19 protein-coding genes, 1 tRNA gene and 1 pseudogene are annotated in these 20566 nt (G+C 60.0%); 13 read left to right on the top strand and 8 right to left on the bottom strand.

Going from position 1 to position 20566, the window contains the following annotated elements; all coding sequences use genetic code 11:
• Positions 1-98: 98 nt before the first annotated feature.
• From serS to HGP16_RS06060, 4 genes are all read left to right on the top strand, one after another.
• The gene (gene serS, locus HGP16_RS06075) at positions 99-1382 is read left to right on the top strand and encodes a serine--tRNA ligase (RefSeq protein WP_168839091.1); all 1284 of its coding nucleotides are present in this window, start codon (positions 99-101) and stop codon (positions 1380-1382) included.
• A gap of 15 nt (positions 1383-1397) precedes the next feature.
• Positions 1398-2162, top strand: coding sequence for a 5'/3'-nucleotidase SurE (gene surE / locus HGP16_RS06070; protein ID WP_168839090.1), 765 nt, complete (start codon positions 1398-1400; stop codon positions 2160-2162).
• Positions 2163-2166: 4 nt separating this feature from the next.
• Positions 2167-2820, top strand: coding sequence for a protein-L-isoaspartate(D-aspartate) O-methyltransferase (locus tag HGP16_RS06065; RefSeq protein WP_168839089.1), 654 nt, complete (start codon positions 2167-2169; stop codon positions 2818-2820).
• 169 nt (positions 2821-2989) lie between these two features.
• Positions 2990-4687, top strand: a complete 1698-nt coding sequence (locus HGP16_RS06060) for a peptidoglycan DD-metalloendopeptidase family protein (protein WP_168839088.1) — start codon at positions 2990-2992, stop codon at positions 4685-4687.
• Between the two features lie 78 nt (positions 4688-4765).
• On the opposite strand, the gene HGP16_RS06055 is transcribed toward HGP16_RS06060, so the two are convergent.
• Positions 4766-5638: an ATP-binding protein gene (locus tag HGP16_RS06055; protein ID WP_168839087.1), complete on the bottom strand. Its 873-nt coding sequence runs from the start codon at positions 5636-5638 to the stop codon at positions 4766-4768.
• A 204-nt stretch (positions 5639-5842) separates the two neighbouring features.
• On the opposite strand from HGP16_RS06055, the gene yajC reads away from it, so the two are divergent.
• The 5 genes from yajC to HGP16_RS06030 all read left to right on the top strand — a co-directional run bounded on the left by yajC (position 5843) and on the right by HGP16_RS06030 (position 10694).
• Positions 5843-6190 (top strand): preprotein translocase subunit YajC, encoded by a 348-nt coding sequence (gene yajC, locus HGP16_RS06050; protein WP_149637551.1) that lies wholly within the window; start codon positions 5843-5845, stop codon positions 6188-6190.
• Between the two features lie 158 nt (positions 6191-6348).
• On the top strand, positions 6349-8889 hold the full coding sequence (secDF, locus tag HGP16_RS06045) for a protein translocase subunit SecDF (protein ID WP_168839086.1): 2541 nt from the start codon (positions 6349-6351) through the stop codon (positions 8887-8889).
• 4 nt (positions 8890-8893) lie between these two features.
• Positions 8894-9280, top strand: a complete 387-nt coding sequence (locus HGP16_RS06040; protein ID WP_168839085.1) for an Mth938-like domain-containing protein — start codon at positions 8894-8896, stop codon at positions 9278-9280.
• Between the two features lie 15 nt (positions 9281-9295).
• Positions 9296-10156 carry a phytoene/squalene synthase family protein gene (locus HGP16_RS06035; RefSeq protein ID WP_168839084.1) on the top strand — a complete coding sequence of 287 codons (861 nt, stop codon included), beginning with the start codon at positions 9296-9298 and terminating at the stop codon, positions 10154-10156.
• Between the two features lie 76 nt (positions 10157-10232).
• Complete coding sequence (locus HGP16_RS06030) at positions 10233-10694, top strand: hypothetical protein (protein WP_168839083.1); 462 nt, start codon at positions 10233-10235, stop codon at positions 10692-10694.
• 26 nt (positions 10695-10720) lie between these two features.
• Here HGP16_RS06030 and trmFO read toward each other — a convergent pair whose 3' ends face one another.
• The 4 genes from trmFO to HGP16_RS06010 form a co-directional block, all read right to left on the bottom strand.
• The gene (gene trmFO / locus HGP16_RS06025) at positions 10721-12157 is read right to left on the bottom strand and encodes a methylenetetrahydrofolate--tRNA-(uracil(54)-C(5))-methyltransferase (FADH(2)-oxidizing) TrmFO (RefSeq protein ID WP_168839082.1); all 1437 of its coding nucleotides are present in this window, start codon (positions 12155-12157) and stop codon (positions 10721-10723) included.
• A gap of 185 nt (positions 12158-12342) precedes the next feature.
• Positions 12343-12699: a VOC family protein gene (locus tag HGP16_RS06020; protein ID WP_168839081.1), complete on the bottom strand. Its 357-nt coding sequence runs from the start codon at positions 12697-12699 to the stop codon at positions 12343-12345.
• Between the two features lie 259 nt (positions 12700-12958).
• Positions 12959-13102: a DUF1127 domain-containing protein gene (locus HGP16_RS06015; protein ID WP_007690982.1), complete on the bottom strand. Its 144-nt coding sequence runs from the start codon at positions 13100-13102 to the stop codon at positions 12959-12961.
• A 303-nt stretch (positions 13103-13405) separates the two neighbouring features.
• A complete protein-coding gene (locus tag HGP16_RS06010) occupies positions 13406-13552 on the bottom strand; it encodes a DUF1127 domain-containing protein (protein ID WP_015339702.1) in 147 nt (48 codons plus the stop codon).
• An 851-nt stretch (positions 13553-14403) separates the two neighbouring features.
• On the opposite strand from HGP16_RS06010, the gene HGP16_RS06005 reads away from it, so the two are divergent.
• The 4 genes from HGP16_RS06005 to tig all read left to right on the top strand — a co-directional run bounded on the left by HGP16_RS06005 (position 14404) and on the right by tig (position 18158).
• Positions 14404-15543: a DUF2157 domain-containing protein gene (locus tag HGP16_RS06005; protein WP_168839080.1), complete on the top strand. Its 1140-nt coding sequence runs from the start codon at positions 14404-14406 to the stop codon at positions 15541-15543.
• On the top strand, positions 15540-16157 hold the full coding sequence (locus HGP16_RS06000; RefSeq protein WP_168839079.1) for a GDYXXLXY domain-containing protein: 618 nt from the start codon (positions 15540-15542) through the stop codon (positions 16155-16157). Before HGP16_RS06005 ends, HGP16_RS06000 begins: the two co-directional genes overlap by 4 nt.
• Before the next feature lie 146 nt (positions 16158-16303).
• Positions 16304-16388 (top strand) — tRNA-Leu (locus HGP16_RS05995).
• Between the two features lie 279 nt (positions 16389-16667).
• Entirely contained in the window at positions 16668-18158 is a 1491-nt protein-coding gene (gene tig, locus HGP16_RS05990) for a trigger factor (protein WP_168839078.1), read from the top strand.
• Between the two features lie 137 nt (positions 18159-18295).
• Here the strand turns inward: tig and HGP16_RS05985 are convergent.
• From HGP16_RS05985 to HGP16_RS05975, 3 genes and pseudogenes are all read right to left on the bottom strand, one after another.
• Positions 18296-19105: pseudogene (locus tag HGP16_RS05985) on the bottom strand (phytanoyl-CoA dioxygenase).
• A 261-nt stretch (positions 19106-19366) separates the two neighbouring features.
• Positions 19367-19942, bottom strand: a complete 576-nt coding sequence (locus HGP16_RS05980; protein WP_168839077.1) for a flavodoxin family protein — start codon at positions 19940-19942, stop codon at positions 19367-19369.
• Between the two features lie 184 nt (positions 19943-20126).
• Positions 20127-20489 (bottom strand): DoxX family protein, encoded by a 363-nt coding sequence (locus HGP16_RS05975; RefSeq protein WP_168839076.1) that lies wholly within the window; start codon positions 20487-20489, stop codon positions 20127-20129.
• Positions 20490-20566: the final 77 nt, after the last annotated feature.

Here is a 20566-nt window from a genome sequence, read left to right as displayed (position 1 = left end):
CAAGGAAGGCTTAGCCTCGTTTCCCAGCCATTGCCGTTTCGACCTCCGACCGAGACCTCGGTCGGAGTTGTACTTATGTCAAACGACCTGGAACGAAGATGCTTGATATCAGATGGATTCGTGAGAACGCCGAGGCTCTGGATGCCGCGCTTGCCAAGCGCGGTGCGGAGCCTCTGTCGCAAAGCCTCATCGCGCTCGACGAGAAGCGCCGCTCCGTCATCCAGTCCGTCCAGGATATGCAATCCCGCCGCAACGCCGCTTCGAAGGAAATCGGCGCGGCGATGGCGCAGAAGAACAGCGAGCTTGCAGAGAAGCTGAAGGCCGAAGTCGCCGACATCAAGACCTCGCTTCCGGCTGCGGAAGAGGAAGAGCGCACGCTGACGGCCGGGCTCCACGACGCGTTGTCTCGCATTCCCAACATCCCGCTCGAGGATGTGCCGGTCGGCAAGGACGAGCATGACAACGTCGTCAAGCATGTCTGGGGTGCCAAGCCGACCTGGAACCACGAACCGAAGGAGCACTTCGATATCGGCGAAGCCCTCGGCTACATGGATTTCGAGCGTGCCGCCAAGCTTTCCGGTTCGCGCTTCACCGTGCTGACCTCGCAACTCGCGCGCCTTGAGCGGGCGCTGGGTCAGTTCATGCTCGATCTGCACACCAGCGAGCATGGTTATACCGAAGTCAGCGCACCGCTGCTGGTGCGCGACGAGGCGATGTTCGGAACCGGCCAGCTGCCGAAATTTACCGAGGATTCCTTCAGGACCACGGATGGTCGCTGGCTGATCCCGACGGCGGAGGTTTCGCTTACCAATCTCGTTTCCGGCGACATCCTTGATCAGGAGAAGCTTCCTCTGCGTTTCACGGCGCTGACGCCGTCCTTCCGCTCGGAGGCCGGTTCCGCCGGTCGCGATACGCGCGGCATGCTGCGCCAGCATCAGTTCTGGAAGTGCGAGCTTGTATCGATCACCGATGCTGAAAGCTCCATCGCCGAGCATGAGCGGATGACGGCCTGCGCCGAGGAGGTGCTGAAGCGCCTTGGCCTGCACTATCGTGTCATGACGCTCTCGACCGGCGACATGGGTTTTGGCGCGCGCAAGACCTATGACCTCGAAGTCTGGCTGCCAGGGCAGGATACCTATCGCGAGATCTCGTCCTGCTCGGTCTGCGGTGATTTCCAGGCCCGGCGCATGAATGCACGCTATCGCGGCAAGGACGATAAGGGTACTAGGTTCGTTCATACGCTGAACGGTTCCGGCACGGCGGTCGGCCGCTGCCTGATTGCCGTTCTCGAGAATTATCTCAATGCCGACGGGTCCGTCACTGTTCCGGACGCACTGCTGCCATATATGGGTGGTGTGAAGAGGATCGAGAAAGCGGCATAATCGAACGGTGGGGCGATGCGTATTCTTCTGACCAACGATGACGGCATTCACGCCGAAGGACTGGCGGCGTTGGAGCGTATCGCCCGCACTTTGTCTGATGATGTATGGGTTGTCGCGCCCGAGACGGATCAGAGCGGCCTTGCCCATTCGCTGAGCCTTTCCGAGCCGTTGCGCATGCGCAAGGTCTCCGACAAGCACTTTGCGCTCAGGGGAACGCCGACCGATTGCGTCATCATGGCGATCCGGCAGGTTATGGACGGCAAGCCGGATCTGGTGCTTTCGGGCGTCAATTCCGGCTCGAATGTGGCCGATGACGTGACCTATTCCGGAACCATAGCCGGCGCGATCGAAGGCACGCTGCAGGGCGTGCGCTCCTTCGCGCTGAGCCAGGCCTATGTCTATGAAAACGGCGCGCGTGTCGTGCCCTGGGATGTGGCCGAGACGCATGCGCCGGCCTTGCTCGGCAGGCTCATGGATGTCGATCTGCCGGACGGTACCTTCCTCAATCTCAACTTTCCGAACTGCCGCCCCGATGACGTGGCGGGAGCGGAAGTGACGGCGCAGGGCAATCTCGCCTTCAATGTGCAGGTCGAGGAGCGGGCCGACGGTCGCGGCTTCCCTTATTATTGGCTTCGCTTCGGCGAACGCAATGGTATCTTCCGTCCGGGAACCGATATTCAGGCGTTGAAACAAAATCGTATTTCGGTAACGCCTTTGAAACTCGATCTGACGGATTATTCGGCGCAAGACCGCGTGGCGCGGGCGCTCGGTATGGAGTAGCGGATTGACACCTCGTTTGGTGGAAAAGGAAGGCTTTGCGGCCGTGGTTCTGCGGCTGCGGGCGGAAGGCATATTGGATATCGATCTGATGACGGCGGTCGAGCAGACGCCGCGCCTACCTTTCGTGCCGCCGCAATTTTCCGATGATGCCTATTCCAGCCGCACGATTCCGATCGATTGCGGTTCCTTCATGGAGGGCATCGATCTGGTCGTGCGCATTCTCCACAGCCTGAAGATCAAGCCGGGGCACCGCGTTCTCGAAATCGGAACGGGAAGCGGTTTCACCGCCGCCGTCATGGGGCGAATCGTGGAGCGTGTTCTGACGATCGACCGCTACAGGACGCTGACGACCTCGGCGCAGCAGCGCATGGATACCCTCGGGCTGCGCAATGTCGTCATCCGTCAGGCAGATGGCAGCGCCGGCTTGCCGGGCGAGGGCACCTTCGACCGCATCCTGGTCACCTCCGCATTTCCGACCATGCCGCGCTTCTATGCCGAGCAGCTGGTATCGGGCGGATCGATGATCGCGCCGCTGATGGTATCGGACGATGTTTGCCGCCTGGTGCGGCTGACGAAGACCGGCAGCCGCTTCGAGCGCGAAGAGCTGTTCGATGTTCCCTATCAGCCCATCGTGCCGATGCTTGCCTCTTATCTTTGAGGCTCAATTCGGGATAATGCCTGTGAAACAAGGCGTCTCGGCGCCGTTTCATCCTCTATGGTTAGCAATTCCTCAAAAAAACACATGCCGCACCAGTGCTTTAACCGCATGGTAAGATTAACGCGCTTTAATCGACCCATAATCGGTTGCGTCTCAAGTGGGTCGAGTCATGGGTTTCAGTCTTTCTTCGAATTTCGGTAAATCGGCAGGGAAAGTCCTGGTGGCCATTCTTCTGGCGAGCACCGCGACGGCTTGTAGCTCAGACACGACCCGGTTCAGCGGGCTCTTCAATAAGACCGACAATGTGACGACCGGTTCGATCAACCGGCGCGGTTTGAATGGTCCGAATGGCGATCCGGTGCCGCGCGCCGATGTCGCGCAGGCCGGCGGTTACGGTCAGCAGGATTATTCGCAGCAGAGCGCGCCGGTATCGCAACCCTACCCGAACTCGCCGGCTCGCTATAATCCGTCCTACTCCAGCGCGCGTGCATCCACCGCACCCGTTGCAATTCAGCGCACCGAACTTGCTCCTCCCGGCGCCTCCGCCAGTGCGGCGCGTCCCCGTGGTGGTTCGCGCGCCGAAAGCGAAGCGCTTGCTCAGCCGTTCCCGGCGTCGCATAACAATAACGGCTCTCGCCCGGCACCGGCTCTCGCACCCGACGCAATGTCGACCGGCACGATCAAGACGGCCGCCGCGCCTGAAATGTCTCCGGGCTGGACCACCGTCAACGCGCCAAGCGTGACGCTGCGCCAGGGCGAAAGCGTTGCGCTTCTGTCGCGCCGCTACGGCGTTCCGGAAAAGGAAATTCTGCGCGCCAACGGCCTGCGTAACAGTGCGGGTGCTCAGCCCGGTCAGCAGATCATCATTCCGACTATGAATGGCGCTGGTGCCTCAAGCCCGGCCAAGATGGCGTCCGAAGCGACGGATCTTTCCAAGGGCGGCAAGATGCCGGCTCCGGCCAAGGCGCCGCAGCAGGAAGCCCTCGCACTGCCTTCCGGCAACCAGATGCGCGGCAAATCCCAGGCCGGCCTTGCCGATCCCAACAAGCTTGCCGCCGGAAATGGCAAGGGTCCGACCCCGAAGGGCACCGGCACCTACGTGGTCAAGCCGGGCGATTCGCTCGCTCGCATCGCAAAGGAGAGCGGTGTCACCGTCGCCGAACTGAAGCGTGCGAACAATATGCAGGCCGGCGACAGCATTCGCATCGGTCAGGCGCTTGCCTTGCCGCACGGCGCCGTTGCCGCTGCAGATCCGGTCAAGACCGCTTCCATCGAACCGCAGAAGGTTTCGGCCAAGCCCGGTGCCGTGCCGGTCGCGGAACCGAAGCAGGTGGCCGCCGAACCGATCGCAAAACAGGCCCCCAAGGCTGTCGCTCATGCGGATACCGCAGCCGATGCCAAGCCGCAGGCGGTTGCCTCCGCTTCCCCGAGCCAGTCCATCAACGACGCGGCCAAGTCGGATGCGCAGGCCGATGCGCCGGAAGCAACCGGCATCGGCAAGTATCGCTGGCCGGTTCGCGGTGCCGTGGTTGCCGGCTACGGCTCCAACGTCAACGGCAGCCGCAATGATGGTATCGACATCTCCGTTCCCGAGGGCACGCCGGTCAAGGCCGCCGAAAACGGTGTCGTCATCTATGCCGGCAACGGCCTGAAGGAGCTCGGCAACACGGTTCTGGTTCGTCACGACGACGGTACCGTCACCGTCTACGGCCATGCCGATGCGCTCAGCGTTACCCGCGGCCAGAAGGTTCAGCGCGGCCAGACGCTGGCAACCTCCGGCATGAGCGGCAATGTCAGCCAGCCGCAGCTGCACTTCGAAGTCCGCAAGAATTCGGCCCCGGTCAACCCAATGACGTTCCTTGAATAGATAGTGCGTCTCAAGGACTCTGCAAAAAGCCCGGTCAACGCCGGGCTTTTTGTCGTTCATGGCCTAGTTGATTGAAGATCAATCCCGTTCCAGCACGATACGCTGGCGCCCGGCGAGATCCTGGATATATTGCCACGCGACGCGGCCGGAGCGGGCGCCGCGGGTCGTTGCCCATTCAAGGGCTTCATGATGCATTTGCGCGCGCTCGAGGCCGAGCTTGAAATGATCGGCATAGGCGTCGATCATCTGCAGATAATCTTCCTGGCTGCACTTGTGAAAGCCGAGCCAGAGCCCGAAACGGTCGGAGAGTGAAACCTTCTCTTCCACGGCCTCGGAGGGATTGATCGCCGTCGACTGTTCGTTTTCCATCATATGACGTGGCAGGAGGTGGCGGCGGTTGGATGTTGCGTAAAACACCACATTGTCCGGCCGTCCCTCGACGCCGCCATCCAGCGCCGCCTTCAGCGATTTATAGGCTGTGTCGTCGTGATCGAAGGAGAGGTCGTCGCAGAAGATGATGATGCGATGCGGTGCGGCTTTCAGGATATCGAGCAGCACGGGCAGCGACGAGATGTCCTCGCGATGCACCTCGATCAGCTTCAGCGAAACGCCGGTCGAGCGGCGCACGTCCTCGTGCACGGCCTTGACCAGCGATGATTTGCCCATCCCGCGCGCGCCCCAGAGCAGCACGTTGTTGGCGGCAAAGCCGTCGGCGAAACGCAAGGTATTTTCATGCAGGATGTCGCGTACATGGTCGACGCCGCGAATGAGGGTGAGCGCCACGCGGTTCGGGCGGGGAACCGGCTGCAGGTGGAGCCGGACTGGAACCCAGACGAAACAATCGGCGGCATTCCAGTCGTTGACGGCCGGAGCCGGCCCGGCGAGGCGTTCGACAGCGTCGGCAAGGCGGCGGACCTCGGCAAGGATCAGGGCGTTTTGGTCTTCAGTCACCGTTTCCTCCTGAATATTGAACAAGAAAGTCGTAAAATGCGCGCTGTCTTGCCGGGTATCATGCTCCTTTGGGGGCTGAAAGGCTAACAGACCGGGAAAACGGTACGGTTGGCGGCTGTTTTTGTTGCAATCGCCATGCGCGTAACTATATTCCGGCCACCTGAGGCGGGGCCTGTTCCCGCTCGGAGTTCAAGGGAGTTCTCGATGTTTATCACCAACGCATATGCGCAGAGCGCGACAGATTCGGCCGCAGGCATGTTCGGCGGATCCGGCTTTGAAATGATCATCCTGTTTGTGCCGCTGATGGTCGTTTGGTATTTCCTTCTCATCCGGCCGCAGCGCGCACAGGCGAAGAAGCGTGACGAGATCCTGAAGAACATCCGTCGCGGCGATCAGATCGTCACCAGCGGCATCGTCGGCAAGGTCACCAAGGTCATCGACGAAAAGGAACTGGAAGTCGAGATCGCCGAAGGTGTGCGCATCCGCGTCGTCCGCAGCGCCATTTCAGAAGTTCGCGTCAAGGGTGAGCCGGTCAAGGCGGATGCCGCGTAAGGCGCTTGGCTGAAGCGGCGCTCGCCGCCGCCCGCGCATTCTCGAAAATCGTCATCGACTTTCTTGAAGGATTGTGCACAAATTCAAGATGTTACTGCGCCCGTTGCATTTTCTTTTGAAAGCGGGGCGCGGTAGGGAAGCCCTAACTCGAGAGAGCGATGTTGCACGTCTCCTGGTGGAAGACCGCCCTGATCTGGTTCGTCGTTCTCTTGAGCGTGCTTCTGGCCGTTCCCAATCTGCTCGGCGAGCGCTCGCTTTCATCGTTGCCCGCATGGGCGCATCGAAAGATCGAGCTCGGGCTCGATCTTCGCGGGGGTTCTCATCTTCTGTTGAAGATGGAGCGAGGCGATGTCGAGAAGGATCGCCTGGAAACCATTGTCGGCGATATCGCAACACGGTTGCGCACTGTCAATGTCGCTTATTCCGGCCTCACTGGCACCGGCCGCAAGATCCAGCTTCGCATCAATGATCCCGCACAGGTTCAAGCCGCTCTGACGGCATTGCAGCCGCTGACGACCGGCTCCGACAAGCAGGCGGTCGCTCTGTCGCAGGGCGAAAACGGCGCGATGACGCTCGATATCACCGACGCGGATATCGATCGCCACGTTACCTCGGCAATCGCGCGCTCGATTAAGGTCATCCGCGCCCGCATCGCGCAGCTTGGAGTAGGGGAACCTCAGATCCGCAGGCAGGGCGCCGATCGCATTGTCGTGCAGGTGCCTGATCTCGCCGATGCACAGCGGCTGAAGAATCTCCTCGGGCAGCCCGCCAAGCTCAGCTTCCGCCTCGTCGATCCATCGATGACGGTACAGGATGCGATGGATAATCATCCGCCCGCCGGATCGGACGTGCTGTTTTCCGAAGATGACCCGCCGGTCGGCTATCTCGTGCAGAGGCAACCTCTGCTTTCGAACGTCGATTTTTCCAACGCGGTTTCCGTCACTAACGACCAGAGCGGCGAGGGGACGGTCTCCGTCAAGCTGACGCCGGAAGCTACCCATCGCTTCGCGCAATCGACCGCAAGCAATCTCGGCAAGATCACCGTCGTCGTTCTCGATGATCAGGTCATCTCCGCGGCTTCCCTGAAGACGGTTATCGCCACCGGCGAGATCGATGTTCCCGGAGATTTCACTGTTCAGGGCGCGCAGGATCTGACCGTCATGATCAAAAGCGGGCCGCTGCCGGCAACATTGACGACGGTCGAGGAGCGGACCATCCAACCGGGCCTCGGCGGCGAGGCCGCACGCTATGGCGTGATAGCCTGCATCGCAGCCGGCATATTCGTCGCGGCCCTGATGATCGGCTTCTATCGTCTGCTCGGGATCATCGCGACCATCGCGCTCCTCATCAACATCGTCATGGTGATCGCGGCCATGGGGTTGCTCGGCATCACGCTGACGCTTCCGGGTGTTGCCGCCATCGTCCTGATCATCGGCATCGGCCTCGATGCGCTGGTGCTGGTCTATGAGCGGGTGCGCGAGGAGGAAAAGAAAACCCATCTGCTCGTCGATGCCTTACGGCATGGCTTCAACCGGGCGGCCGCGACAGTGGCCGACGCCAATCTGACGGTGCTCATCGTCGCAGCGATTCTCTTCTATGCGAGCACAGGTGCGGTTCGCGGCTTTGCTGCCACCCTCATGGTCGGCGTCTTCACCACGTTCTTCGCCTCCTGCTTCGTTACGCGGTCGCTGGTGAATATGTGGATATCGCGTCGCAAGCCGCGCACGTTGCTGGTCGGCGTGCGGAGCGGAGTTTTCGACAATGCCAATATCCGCTTTATGGGCATCCGCCGTTACACCTTCACGGTATCGGCGGCTCTGTCTGTCATCACGCTTGTCGCCTTCGCGACGGTCGGCATGCATCTCGGCATCGATTTTGCCGGCGGATCGATCATCGAGGTCCGCGCCAAGCAGGGTGTTGCCGACGTGGCGGATATTCAATCGCGCCTCGAAGCCGTCATTCCCGGCGATGTGCGCGTCGAGCGGCTTGCCGATCGCCTCGGCGCCGTGATTCGCGTCCACGCACAGGAGGGTGGTGAAAATGCCGAACAATCCGCCGTATCCCTCGTGCGGGAGGAATTGGGCAAGGACTATAATTTCTCACGCGTCGAGGTGGTCGGTCCCGCCGTATCGGGTGAAATCACCACCACCGCATCCCTTGCCGTTTTGGCGGCGCTGGCAGCAATTCTCATCTACATATGGGTGCGTTTCGAATGGCAGTTTGCGATCGGCGCGATCATCGCGACGCTCCACGATGTCATTCTGACGCTCGGTCTTTTCGTGCTGACCGGCATGGAATTCAACATGACCGGCATCGCTGCGATCCTGACCATTGTCGGTTATTCGCTGAACGACACGGTCGTCGTCTACGACCGCATGCGCGAAAACCTGAAGCGCTATTCGCAGATGCCGCTGCCGATCCTGATCGACGCCTCCATCAATCAGACACTATCTCGTACCATTCTGACGTCCGCGACGACGCTCCTGGCGCTCTTCGCGCTCTACATCTTCGGCGGCGAGGTGATCCGTGCCTTCACCTTCGTGCTGCTTTTCGGCGTTGCTGTCGGCACTTTCTCGTCGATTTATATTGCGGCGCCGGTGCTGATCCTGTTCAAGCTGCGGCCGGACAAGTTCCAGACCGGCGGCGAAAGCAATGGACCCGCTGCCGGCGATATCCAGTCAGGCAAACCAGCGGTGTGAGACATTGGCTAAAGGAATAGAAATCCGTAACGCGCATTTTCCCGGGCGCGCCCCGATCGACGCTTATGGCAATGGCGGCTTCCGTTTTGCCGACATGTCGCATCGCGGCTCGCTGCTTTGCCTGCCCTCCGGCATTTACGCCTGGGACATGCTGCAAGGCGATGCGCTGACACCGGACCGCTTTCAGAAGGTGCTCGATGAAGCTGCGGAGATCGAAGTGCTGCTCGTAGGCACCGGCACGGAGCTGCGACCGCTCCCCGCCGAGCTGAAGGCCGCCCTGCGAGGCAAGCAGATTTCGTCGGACCCGATGAGCACCGGCGCTGCCGTGCGCACCTTCAACATCATGCTGTCCGAGTCGCGTGCCGTGGCTGCGGCGCTGATCGCCGTCTGACCTTCGGATCCACGTATGACGACAACAGCTGCGCCCCGTAGCAACCGGGACATCTGCCTCGCCACGCTTCGCGACACCGATCGCGATCGCTATCTCGCCTGTCTGCTGGCGCCGGAAGAGAAGCGTCCTGCGCTTGCCGCGCTCTATGCCTTCAATGCCGAGCTGGCGCGCGTGCGGGATCTTGTGCACGAACCGCTGCCCGGTGAAGTGCGCATGCAATACTGGCGCGATCTTCTCGAAGGGCAGGCCCATGGCTCGAGCGAGGCCAATCCGATTGCCGCCGAACTCCTGACGGCTATCGAGCAATACCGCCTGCCGCGCCAGACGCTGGTTGACATGATCGATGCGCGCATTTTCGATCTCTACGACGATCCGATGGAAACGCGCGGCACTTTGGAAGGCTATGCCGGCGAGACGGCTTCGGCGCTGATCCAGCTGGCAAGTCTGGTCTTGTCGGCGGATGACGCCAAGCGTTCCGCGGATGCCGCGGGACATGCCGGTGTCGCACAGGCGATTGCCGGGCAGCTGCTGCTAATGCCGACCCATCGTCATCGCGGCCAACTTTACCTGCCGCTTGAGATTTTGACGGCAACCGGTCTCGATCGCGATTCCTTCCTTGCCGGCGAGGATGGGCCGCGCATTTCAGCGGCGATCGAGGCATTTGCCGGCCTGGGCCGCGAGCATCTTGCCAAGGCGAGGGCGGCGGGGGCCATACCGCAGGCGGTATTCCCGGCCTTTCTGCCCGTCACCTTGGCCGAGCCGGTCCTGAAGCAGGCACAGAAGCATGGCGCCGGTCTTTTCGATCGATCCCTGGCATTGCCGCAATGGCGCCGGCAGATGCGCATGGCGATGGCGTCGATTACAAAGAAAATCTAAAATACGCCAAGTTCGCGCAAGTCTCGGCATGTATGGAGAGGGCCGGGCACTGAATTGCATGTCAGGGGGAGTCGCCGTGGGTATTGTCGTCTGGTGCATATTGTTCGCGATCGTCATCGTCGTTGCCTACTACGCGACGCGCATGGCATCGCAGAACAAGGAAGACGGCCTGCACGATACCGGCCTCGCCATTCTGGAATTCGGCCGCGCCTTTCCGACCGAGGCGATCCGCCAGCTACAGACGGCGATCGATGGACAGGCGGTCTTCGTACGACTTCATGACGACAAAGCCGGATTCATGCGCAACGTGCGCAACCATTTCAGCGTTCATTTGATCGAGCCCGGCAGGGCTTATGCCAAGATTTCGGCAACCGGTCGCGGCTTGACCGTCGATTTTCTGGACGCGCCTCACCATAACGGCACGTTCGAATTCAAGACGCCCGCCGAAGCCGCGGAAGTATCGCTCTGGCTGCTCGGCAATTATATCGCCGGTGAAGACGCCAAGCCGCAGGAGCAGGCATCGCCGGCCAAAGCTTGAAATTTCCGAAAGCTCAGCTCGAACCGTCAGGCACTCTCCGCAAGCAAAGGCGCCTGAACGCCTAACCACGCGGCGCAGTCGGCAAGTGCACGCTTGGCGATGAGCTGGCGCTTCATGATGGTCTTGTCCTTGCCGCGGAAGCGCTTGACGCCCTCCGGCTTGACGATCGATCCCGGCTGCAGTTCCGGGAAAAGCCCGAAATTGATGTTCATCGGCTGGAAGGAGCGTTTGCCCGGCTCCTCGTGCGAGACGATATGACCGCCGGTGATATGGTTCAGCAGCGAACCGAGCGCCGTCGTAGTTGGCGGCAACGACGGTGCTTCGCCCTTGCGTTCCGCAGCCGCGAAGCGGCCGGCGAGCAACCCAATGCTGGCGCTTTCGACATAGCCTTCGCAGCCGGTGATCTGGCCGGCAAAACGCAGGCCCGGCCGGGATTTCAGCACCAGCGAACCATCAAGTAGGGTCGGCGAGTTGATATAGGTATTGCGATGCAGGCCGCCGAGGCGCGCGAATTCCGCATTCTCAAGGCCGGGTATCAGCCGGAAGATCTCCGCCTGTGCGCCATATTTCAGCTTCGTCTGGAAGCCGACCATGTTGTAGAGCGTGCCGAGCGAATTGTCCTGGCGCAACTGCACCACGGCATAGGCCTTGACCGTCGGGTTATGCGCATTGGTCAGGCCCATCGGCTTCATCGGTCCATGACGCAGGGTCTCGCGCCCGCGCTCCGCCATGACCTCGATCGGCAGGCAGCCGTCGAAATAGGGCGTGCCTTCCCATTCCTTGAAGCCGACGGCATCGCCGGCGATCAGGGCGTCGACGAAGGCATTATATTGGGCTTCGTCCATCGGGCAGTTGATATAGTCCTTGCCGGTGCCGCCCGGGCCGACCTTGTCGTAGCGCGACTGATACCAGCAGATGTCCATGTTGATGCTGTCGCGGTAGACGATCGGTGCGATGGCGTCGAAGAAGGCAAGCGCATCGGCGCCGGTTTCGGCCTGGATCGCGCTGGCAAGATCGGGCGCCGTCAGCGGACCTGTGGCGATGATCGCCTGGTCCCATTCCCTGGGCGGCAGGCCCTGGATTTCCTCGCGGGCGACGGTAATCAAGGGATGGCTCTCCACCGCCTGGGTTACCGCTGCGGAAAAACCATCGCGATCGACTGCGAGCGCCCCACCAGCCGGCACCTGATGCTTGTCCGCACATGCCATGATGAGAGAGCCTGCCATGCGCATCTCGGCATGGATGACGCCGACGGCGTTGCTGGTCGCGTCGTCGGAACGGAACGAGTTGGAGCATACCAGTTCGGCAAGGCTGTCGGTCTTGTGTGCTTCCGTGCCGCGCACGCCGCGCATCTCATGCAGGATGACGGGCACGCCGGCCCTGGCGATCTGCCATGCGGCTTCCGAGCCGGCAAGCCCGCCGCCGATGACGTGGATGGGGGAATGGGAGTTGGTCTGTGTCATGCGCGCGTCATTATCACGGGCGAGGCAGCGATCCAATGCTTTGCTAAAGCATGTCGCGCAAAAGTGTGCAGTGATTTTATGGCAACGACATGCGCAAGAGCGATGTCTTCTTTCGTTGCATGCAATCAGTTTCCGTTCGTTCGGTCTTCCGCCGAACTTGTCTCTGGTCTCGCGCTTAATGGGGGCTATGTGTTGAAGGGCCTCGAAGGCGGCTCTGCAAGAGTGATGCGATTTCCGTCAGGGTCTGCGAACTGGGCGATCCGTCCGTAGTCACCGTCCAATTCACCTGTGAGCTTCACGCCAAAGTCTTCGAGCGATTTGCGGGCTTCATCCATTTTCGGCACGACAATGGTCAGTCTGCCGGACCCCGCCTTCTCCTGGTCATGGAAGATTTGAATGTTTGCGCCTGCGACGTTGCGCCATTGGATCAACCCATCCATGGGGCGATCGTCGGGCTCCCGGTCGAAAAGTTGGGTATAGAACGTCTCCGCTCTATCCATGCTCGCCGTCGCGAGCGCGGCGTAAATTCCTTGGATTTGCATTCTCACGCCTCCCTGTCAAAAGATCTCCACCTGTAAATGAGAAAAGACGCGGTTCCGTTCCAAAATCGCGCGTGATGGCGGCAGCGGCTATTCCGCTTGGGGCACATGGTTGCCATCCCGGCGCCAGTGGGGGCGAGCGGCTCGCCGCTAATCAACGCAATCTCCGCGAGCCGATGAAATCGAACGATGCACGTTAATCGCCGGAATCAAAAACGGCGCCGAAAGGCGCCGTCTTGAAGCAGTCTGCAATTCCTAACGATTAACGGAAGGAACGAGAAGCGATATTGCGGATCTCGTAGCGGCTGACGCCGATGTCCGAAAGGGTCTGGCTGGAGAGGTTGCCAAGTTCGTTCAGAGTGCGGCGGTAGCTGATCCAGTTCTTTGCAATGCGAATCGGGTTCATGATCTTATCCTCGGTATCTTGGTTGCGAGCGGTACGATTACCGTCTCAGCGCTTGCACTCCATATAGGCGCGAGGAGGTCTTTTGTGCAGTGCAAATAAATGGCGTCTGCTATGCATTTGTGCAATGTGCCGCCCAAAAAGCCATCAATGCTCAAAATTTAACTGCCTTGCATGTGGCGAATAGCTGAATGATGCCTGGGAATGCTGCACTTGCTCAATGACAGGCAAAAAAGAACGCCCGTCGCGGCGGTCCGCAACGGGCGTTGAGAAGGCTTTCGCTATTGGGCGAAGCCTATCCGGCTATTAGCGGCCGGTGGCTTCGCGGGCAACGCGATGGATGTCGGCGCGGTCGATGCCGAGGTCGTGCAGTTCGCGCGAGCTCATGCGGCCGAGTTCGTTGACGGTCTGACGATACTTGCGCCAGTTATTGAAAGAACGGGTCAGGTTCATGTTAAGTCCCTTTCGAGGATCCGGGATCGAGCGGTTCCGCGATTGGTTCCGTCGTCGATCTAATGGATTTAAATATATGCTGCGCCGCGAAAACTAAAAGAGCGAATGCTTCATGCCACCTATGCACAATATGCAAGTCTCGTGGGTAATCTGCCTAAGATAATGGCTGCTTTATGTGCATATCGCGGCCGAATGAAGAACTGCTTGAGAGGTTCGCTTCACGGCAATACCCGGCTTTCGCAAGCGCTTTCCGTTTGTTGCCGGCCTTCGGCCATGTTTTGGCCAGCCATGCTGTTTGGGGAGAGGTCGTGTCGCTGCAGCGGCTTGTTTTCCGGCTGCGGATTTTCGCTCGACTGCTTGGGTGTCAGGTTCCGGCATTTGCCAACCCATTAGGGTGTTCGCAGCATATGAAGCCGATTTGGACCGGAAAAAATAACGCCCACCGCGGGAGGAGGTGCGGTGGGCGTCATTTGAGATGATTGACGACTGGGAGGAGGAGTGTCGTCAATCTATCGGAGCGCACTGGGAGGAGGAGTGTGCAGCTCCGAATTCCGTGTCGGGACATAAGTCCCCAGGCTTTTCCGACTGAAGCCGGCCCGGCGCGCCATTGCCGTGTTTTGTTGATCTATTAATAGTATGACTTTTTGATTTTGTGCAGCGCAATAATTTCATAGGAGACATGTCGAACGTGCATGCCTTGTAAGGGTATCGTGATACCTTTCCTCATAATGCCAAATCATCGCTTAATTCCGTATTAACGTGGGACATATTTCCGCCGGAAGGTGCCGGCGGCATAGTTGGCGGAATTGTGATATTTCTCCCCGCAACGGAGTCGCAGCTAGGGAGCGGGGATGTACAGGGGCAGGCTGGAACGAGATCTGAAAATCTGGGTCGAAAAAGGTCTTGTCGATGTAGGCGCCGCGGAGGCGGTGCTGCGTGAATATGACGGCCGCCGGACGAGCTTCAGTGCCGGGCGCGTGCTGACTATCATAGCGGCCGTGCTTCTCGGCCTTGCGATACTGCTTTTCGTTTCCGCAAATTGGGAGGCAATTCCGAGAATCATGCGGCTTGCGGGGCTCGTCGCCATGATATGGGCCTTCTATCTCGGCGCGGCGCATCTCCTTACCCTGGGTCGCTCGATTGTCGCATCCGGACTTTTGATCTTGGGTACGCTGAGCTTCGGCGGGGCCATGGCGCTCGTCGGCCAGATGTACAACATGTCCGGCGACGAGCTGACAATGATGCTCGTCTGGTTTGCGGCGGCCTGCATCGTGGCGGCGCTGTTTCGCTTGAGCGCGCAGGTAGCCCTTGCCGGCTTCCTCGCCTGGGCATTCTGCGGCGTCTATCTGTGGGACCATTTCGATCAGTGGCATGGCATCATGCCATGGGTGCCGCCTCTGATGGCCGTCATTTTGATTGCGCTCGTCAGGTATGTCGACGCGCCGGGCGCGCGGCATCTCGCTTACATCATGCTGGTGGGGTGGTTTACCTGGCTTTTCGCCCGGCATGAGAGCCTGAACACCGCGATCCTGTTTGCCGGCCTCGGAATGGCGGCCTTTCTTCTCGCAAGCATTCCCGCTTCGCCGCTGATGGCGCTTGCGCGAACGGCTGGAGCGGCCCCAGCCTTCTATGCCTTTCTTGTCGCATCGATCGGCTTCTTCCTGGTCCATGCGGAGATCAGCAACGGCTCTTTCGAAAACAATGTCTGGGTGGAAGACAAGCTGCCGCTCATCATCGTGGCCGCAGTGACGCTCGTGAGTTCGGTGATCGCAATCGTCCTTGCTGGCCGTGATAACGGTGCGGTTCGCTATCTCGCCTATTTCGTCTTTGCCTGCGAAATTCTCTATCTTGCCGGCGAGACGATCGGCTCGATCATCGGCACGGCCGGCTTTTTCCTGGTCGCCGGCTTGCTGGTGGCCATTGCCGCCTGGCTGGTCATACGGCTGGAAAGGCGATTTTCAGCGGCTAGCGGGCAGGGAACTCGGGCATGACCTATATAACTGACAAGAACATAGTCCTCGGCGGTCGTTCCCGAGCGTGGGTTGCCGCCATCATCGTCGCGGTGCTGCAGACCGCGGTCCTCGGATATATGGTCGGCGAGCGCGCCTGGGGGCTGCGAAGCGGCACCGAAGTCCTCTTGAAGACCGCGCCGGTCGATCCGCGCGATCTCCTGCGTGGCGACTACGTGATCCTGAACTATGACATATCGCGGGTTCCGATCTCGACGATGGTCGAAGGCCCGCCGAAGATGAGCCGGAATGACGCGATTCTGTCCGTTCGCCTGAAGAAGCAGGACGACGGTTACTGGGGCATTGTCGAATCATCCTTCGGAGCGCTCGCTCCGAAACCCGACACGGTCGTGCTCAAAAGCCTGCCTGTCGATTATGTTTTCTATGGTGATGCGATCGATCCGTCGCAGGCGATCATCGGGGTGACCTATGGCATCGAGCGCTATTACGTGCCCGAGGGGCAGGGGCACGATATCGAGAGCGCCCGCAACGACAATCGCGTCGCCGTCGCGGCTCGCGTGTCTTCCGATGGCGTTGCCCATATCAGAAGCCTGCTGCTTGATGGCAAATCCGTCTACGAGGAGCCGCTTTATTGACGACATCTGCGCGAAGAGCTCCGATAAGCTTTAAGCGTCGTCGCGGAACCGTCATTTTTCCTTTGCGTGGTTTGAAACGGGTGATATAGAGACGCCGCGCTCCGGAAGGCCCCATGGGCAGGCATTCGCCATGCGGTTTTGGGAACGCGGGTATGGTGAAATTGGTAGACACGCCAGATTTAGGTTCTGGTGCCGCAAGGCGTGGGAGTTCAAGTCTCTCTACCCGCACCAACACTGTCTTGTGGACGGGGGGAGGCCGACCAAGCCTGTCTTCCAATATGCCGCAGGACGCGCCATCTTGCCCAAAGCATCCCGCTTTCGATGAGGAAGGGGATAAGATGTTTTGGCTCGTGACGGGATAGAGCTGCCTTTTGCGCGTTCAATTGAAGGCGCGGCGCTCTGGCAAGGTGAAAGAGAATTGCATCCAAGCCACGCTCGGGATTTTCCGGCGTCGTGCTCATCGAAACGAACGGCTGTCTGGGCACGGCCGCCATGAATGAAGGTAGGACAATGCAGGTTATCGAAACGCTCGCTGAAGGGCTGAAGCGCGAAATCAAGGTGGTCATCCCGGCCAAGGACATGGAAGTGCGCATGAACGAGCGCCTCGCCGAGGTCAAGGACAAGGTCCGCATCAACGGCTTCCGTCCGGGCAAGGTTCCGGTCTCGCACCTCAAGAAGGTCTACGGCAAGTCGATCATGGCCGATCTGGTGAACGAAATCGTTCGCGATCAGCCGCCGGCAATCCTGACCGAGCGCGGCGAAAAGTCGGCGACCCAGCCGGAAGTTGCCATGACCGAGGACAAGGACGAGGCGGAAAAGATCCTTTCCGCCGAGGCCGATTTCGAATTCACGCTTTCCTACGAAGTGATCCCGGCGATCGAGCTGAAGCCGGTCAACGGTATCAAGGTGACCCGCGAAGTCGCTGAAATCAGCGAAGACGAAGTGACCGAGCAGATCCTCAAGATCGCCGAGAGCGCCCGCAGCTACGAGACCAAGAAGGGCAAGGCCGCCAACGGCGACCGCGTCACCATCGACTACCTCGGCAAGGTCGACGGCGTTGCCTTTGACGGCGGCAAGGATGAAGACTCGCAGCTCGTCCTCGGCTCTAACCGCTTCATCCCGGGCTTCGAAGAACAGCTCGTCGGCGTCAAGGCTGGCGATGAGAAGGTCATCACCGTAACCTTCCCGGCCGACTACCCGGCCAAGAACCTTGCCGGCAAGGAAGCCACCTTCGACATCAACGTCAAGGAAGTCGCAGCTCCCGGCGAAGTCGAAATCAATGACGAACTCGCCACCAAGCTCGGCCTCGAATCGGCCGACCGCCTGAAGGAAATCGTTCGCGGCCAGATCGAAAGCCAGTACGGCTCGGTGACCCGCCAGAAGGTCAAGCGCCAGATCCTCGACCAGCTCGACGAAATGTACCAGTTCGACACGCCGCAGAAGCTCGTCGAAGCTGAATTCGCCAGCATCTGGCGCCAGATCGAAACCGATCTCGCTGAATCGGGCAAGTCCTTCGAAGACGAAGACACGACCGAAGAAAAGGCTCGCGAAGAATACCGCAAGCTCGCCGAGCGCCGCGTTCGCCTCGGCCTCGTTCTTTCCGAAATCGGCGAGAAGGCCGGCGTCGAAGTCAGCGAAGACGAACTGCAGCGCGCGCTCTACGCACAGCTCCAGCAGTTCCCGGGCCAGGAAAAGGAAATTCTGGAGTTCTTCCGCAACACGCCCGGCGCTTCCGCCAACCTGCGCGCTCCGATCTTCGAAGAAAAGGTCATCGACCACCTGCTGACCGAAGTCGCCGTCACGGATAAGACCGTTTCCAAGGAAGCGCTGCTCGCCGACGACGAAGCTGAAGACAAGCCGGCTGCCAAGAAGGCTGCTCCGAAGAAGAAGGCCGCTGCCAAGGCTGAAGCAACGGAAGCTGCCGCCGAAGGCGAAGAAGCCGCCGCGCCGAAGAAGAAGGCCGCTCCGAAGAAGAAGGCTGCTGAAGACAGCGCCGAGTAATTCCGTTTTCTTCCGGATTGAAATTAAGCCCTGCCGGCAACGGCGGGGCTTTCTTGTTGGTAGGCAAGGAAAAAAGCTCCCTCTCCCCGTCAAAACGGAGGGAGGGTCTGGGTAAGGGGTGCGGGCTATCGCACCGATTATTCCTTACCCAACGCGTGGCGGATGGCTGTCTCGACCGGGCTATAGGCTTTGTCAGGTCGCTCCAATCGATAGGGCTCGGCGAGGCCGATCGAAGGTTGAGCCATGAAGCGCGGCGTCGTTCCACGATGCTTTTGGGCAGCATGGATCAGAAAAGGATGGCAGATATAGACAGTTCCTGCTTTCCCAGTTGCCAGTGCTTGAGGGCGATGGCCGGCGACATTCTCCAGCATCATATGGGAGCATCCATTCTCCCCCGCCGGCTCGAGGTAGCGCGCCACATCCATGTGCGAACCGATACGGATGCGCGTCGATGCATCGTCTTCGCCGACGTCCGAAAACAGGAACAGCGTCAATAATGCGCGCCCTCGCGACGTGACATTCACACGCCAGGCCGAGAAGTCGCTCCGCTCGTTCGGATCACAGTCGTCCCCGGGGAAGCTTAGATCGATATGTCAGCCAGCGTCGCCCGGATCGTCCGGATGCGGAAAGCGCACCGGAAAGGTGCCGAGACCGTCCCGCGGCAGCCATCGTCCCGGCCCAACCAGCTGGTCGAAGGCGGCGTGCAGGATAGGCATATTGGCGATGGTGCGGAATGGTTCGCCGCCATAGCCCGGCAGTCTCACGACCGGAAATCTCCAGCTTGCCGGATCGTGCTCGCTGCACGGAAGATCGTGCCACATCAGGGCGCGGGCTTCTGCGGCCTGTTCCCGTGAAAACGCATCATCGATGCGCACAAAACCATGTTGAATGAAATCGTTCAGTTGCGTGCTGGAAAGCGCAGCCGGATACTGTTCTTCGGTTCGCATGAAATCTCTCTCATCGTCGCGCCGTATTTTGCCCTTCCTATGTGGGAATACGGCCGTTTCGGCATAGACCAGCCGCGGCTACAGCCGCTGAGGCGGTCGCGTCTTCATTTGGCTGAAAGCCAGCGGATTAGCGGCTTATGAAGAAGATCGAAGCGATGTTGAGAATTTTCATCATGCCGCCAGGGTAATAAGCCCCGACGGCATGGTCAATATTGCCTAAGTCTAAAGTTCCGACTTGATACCGCCCATGCGGCCCGTGCATCAATGCCCGGCTGACGCGAACCGCTGCGCAACTCGTGTTACGCGCTCGCCGTAAGCGCGAGCAGTTTCCAGATCGCCGATCGACATTTCGCTCGGGGCTGCGTCGGCATCGGACTGCGCCATGGGCGCGATGTACGATCCCATCCTGTTTGCATCATCGCGCTTGGAGGCTTTCACGTTCGCTGGCTTCATCCCCAGACTGACCCACAGGCCTCCATGCTGTCCCGCCAGGAGAACGAAGTATTCGAGGGTATTGAGCTTGTCGCCGTTCAAACTGGCGCTGTTGGTGAAGCCCCCGAAAACCTTGTCCTGCCACTTATTGGTGAACCAGGCCTTGGAGGACGTGTCGGCAAACTTCTTAAACTGCCAGCTCGGGCCTCCCATGTAGGTTGGTGATCCGAAGATGATGGCATCGGCGGCGTCCAACGCGCCCCATCCGTCGTCGGAAAGATTGCCATCCGCATCGATGGCGTAAAGGACTCCGCCCGCACCCTCCGCCACGGCTTCCGCCATCCGCTGGGTGTGGCCGTAGCCGGAATGATAAACGACGACTGTGCTTGCTGTGCGATTTGACATGATGGTTTTGGCCTCCTTCTGGCCATGGCTTTACGCTGTCCGGAAGCGCGTTCGCTCGGACTGACGTCTTCTTCTCGGTGGGTTGATGATTGGGGGGGATGATACCCGACGCCCTGGCGATAGGACCTTTTCCAGCCAGTCACGCATGCGTTCTCATTTGGATGGCATGTTGCCCGCGGAATACTCAGACTTGGCCGCTGACACCCGCCAGTGCCAGCAGCAACAGGAACACGAGAGGCGGCGGGAGTTCCCGATAGTTCCGGATGCCGACAATGGCGGTGATCGCGGCGAGCATGATGCAGGCGCCCAACGCGACCCCGATATATCGGGCGCCGGCTGTGACCAAAAGTACAGCGGTTACGAGTTCAAGGGCGGCCGTGACCCAGCACCACCAGAAAGGAAATCCAAGCCGCACGAAGCCCGCGCGGATTTTCGGATGTCCACTCGCGTTGACGATAGCGCCGACGAGAAACGCCCCGGCGGCCAGCCAGACGAGGATGGTATCGAGTGACGTTGTGCCCGTGAAAATTGGAATTGGAAGATTCATTGATTTTCTCTTCGATGATGAGCCATGACGCTCAGGCCTAGCATAGCGATAGGATATATTCTAGCATTGCTAGATTG

Source organism: Rhizobium sp. P40RR-XXII (genome assembly GCF_012641405.1).
Lineage (GTDB): Bacteria > Pseudomonadota > Alphaproteobacteria > Rhizobiales > Rhizobiaceae > Rhizobium.
This window is presented reverse-complemented; position numbering and strand designations above follow the sequence as displayed.

Bases quoted from the DNA above. Each gene is read 5' to 3' on its own strand.
- serS (WP_168839091.1), top strand. From the start codon at position 99: ATGCTTGATATCAGATGGATTCGTGAGAACGCCGAGGCTCTGGATGCC.
- surE (WP_168839090.1), top strand. From the start codon at position 1,398: ATGCGTATTCTTCTGACCAACGATGACGGCATTCACGCCGAAGGACTG.
- HGP16_RS06060 (WP_168839088.1), top strand. From the start codon at position 2,990: ATGGGTTTCAGTCTTTCTTCGAATTTCGGTAAATCGGCAGGGAAAGTC.
- yajC (WP_149637551.1), top strand. From the start codon at position 5,843: ATGTTTATCACCAACGCATATGCGCAGAGCGCGACAGATTCGGCCGCA.
- secDF (WP_168839086.1), top strand. From the start codon at position 6,349: ATGTTGCACGTCTCCTGGTGGAAGACCGCCCTGATCTGGTTCGTCGTT.
- HGP16_RS06035 (WP_168839084.1), top strand. From the start codon at position 9,296: ATGACGACAACAGCTGCGCCCCGTAGCAACCGGGACATCTGCCTCGCC.
- trmFO (WP_168839082.1), bottom strand. From the start codon at position 12,157: ATGACACAGACCAACTCCCATTCCCCCATCCACGTCATCGGCGGCGGG.
- HGP16_RS06020 (WP_168839081.1), bottom strand. From the start codon at position 12,699: ATGCAAATCCAAGGAATTTACGCCGCGCTCGCGACGGCGAGCATGGAT.
- HGP16_RS06015 (WP_007690982.1), bottom strand. From the start codon at position 13,102: ATGAACCCGATTCGCATTGCAAAGAACTGGATCAGCTACCGCCGCACT.
- HGP16_RS06010 (WP_015339702.1), bottom strand. From the start codon at position 13,552: ATGAACCTGACCCGTTCTTTCAATAACTGGCGCAAGTATCGTCAGACC.
- HGP16_RS06005 (WP_168839080.1), top strand. From the start codon at position 14,404: ATGTACAGGGGCAGGCTGGAACGAGATCTGAAAATCTGGGTCGAAAAA.
- HGP16_RS06000 (WP_168839079.1), top strand. From the start codon at position 15,540: ATGACCTATATAACTGACAAGAACATAGTCCTCGGCGGTCGTTCCCGA.
- tig (WP_168839078.1), top strand. From the start codon at position 16,668: ATGCAGGTTATCGAAACGCTCGCTGAAGGGCTGAAGCGCGAAATCAAG.
- HGP16_RS05980 (WP_168839077.1), bottom strand. From the start codon at position 19,942: ATGTCAAATCGCACAGCAAGCACAGTCGTCGTTTATCATTCCGGCTAC.
- HGP16_RS05975 (WP_168839076.1), bottom strand. From the start codon at position 20,489: ATGAATCTTCCAATTCCAATTTTCACGGGCACAACGTCACTCGATACC.